Below are 878 nucleotides of genomic sequence, written 5' to 3'. Positions count from 1 at the left end.
CTAAAGGCTGTCCCGTTATTGGTTCTGGGAGTTGCTGATCGTCGTGTTGGCCGTGGCTGTCTGGAGCCGTTCAGGCGGCGCGGGCGAGGTTGTGGAGGCGTGCGATGCCGAGCATTGCTTCGGTGACACCGTCGCCGCGGAGCCGGCAGTCGCGCAGGATCTTCCAGGTCTTCATCCGGGCGAATGCGTGCTCGACACGAGCGCGGACCTGCCGGTGTGAGGCGTTGTGCTCGGCTTTCCATGCGGCCAGGTCCTCGCCGGGGCGGCGTCGGTGCGGGATGATCGCGGAAGTCGCGATGTAGCCGCCGTCGCCGATCACCGTCGCGTTGCGGACCGCGTGCTCGGCGCCGGACTCGCCGAAGGCCTTGCAGTCGTTGCGGTTGCCCGGCAACGGTGTGCCGACGACGACCACGAGCTGGGTGTCGGCATCGATGACCACCTGGTGGTTGGTGGAGTAGCGGTAGTTCTTGCTCGGTGCGGCGATAGAACGGTCACGGGTGGGGACGAGGGTGCCGTCAACGATCAGCACCGTGCCAGGGGCGAAGCGCTTGCGCGGGCGCAGGGCCAGCTTCGGCCCGAGGTCGTCGATGATGCGGTCGGCCGCGGACTTCGAGACGCCGAACAGCGGCGCGAGCTGGCGCAAGGTGAGGTTGGTCCGCCAGTATGCGGCGACCAGTAGGACCCGGTCGGCCAGTGGCAGGCTCCACGGCCGTCCCCGGCGGACAGCGTCGGCGCCCTCGCGTTCGAGCTGGCGCACGAGGCGGGAGAACACCCTGGGCCGCAGCCCTGAGAACGGCTCGATCCAACACTCCTCAGCCGCTGTCACCACACCCACCCGGGCATCCTAAACCCCTGCAGCACAAGCAATAACGGGACAG

1 protein-coding gene is annotated in these 878 nt (G+C 68.1%); it reads right to left on the bottom strand.

Translation table 11 applies throughout. The features are described from left to right. Window positions 1–70 precede the first annotated feature (70 nt). Window positions 71–835, bottom strand: coding sequence for a transposase (locus tag O1R50_RS26140; RefSeq protein ID WP_208497085.1), 765 nt, complete (start codon window positions 833–835; stop codon window positions 71–73). Window positions 836–878: the final 43 nt, after the last annotated feature.

The sequence above is a fragment of the Glycomyces luteolus genome (assembly GCF_027622875.1).
In the GTDB taxonomy this organism is placed as follows: domain Bacteria; phylum Actinomycetota; class Actinomycetes; order Mycobacteriales; family Micromonosporaceae; genus Glycomyces; species Glycomyces luteolus.
The sequence above is the reverse complement of the archived record's forward strand: the minus strand, read 5'-3'. Positions and strand labels throughout refer to the sequence as shown.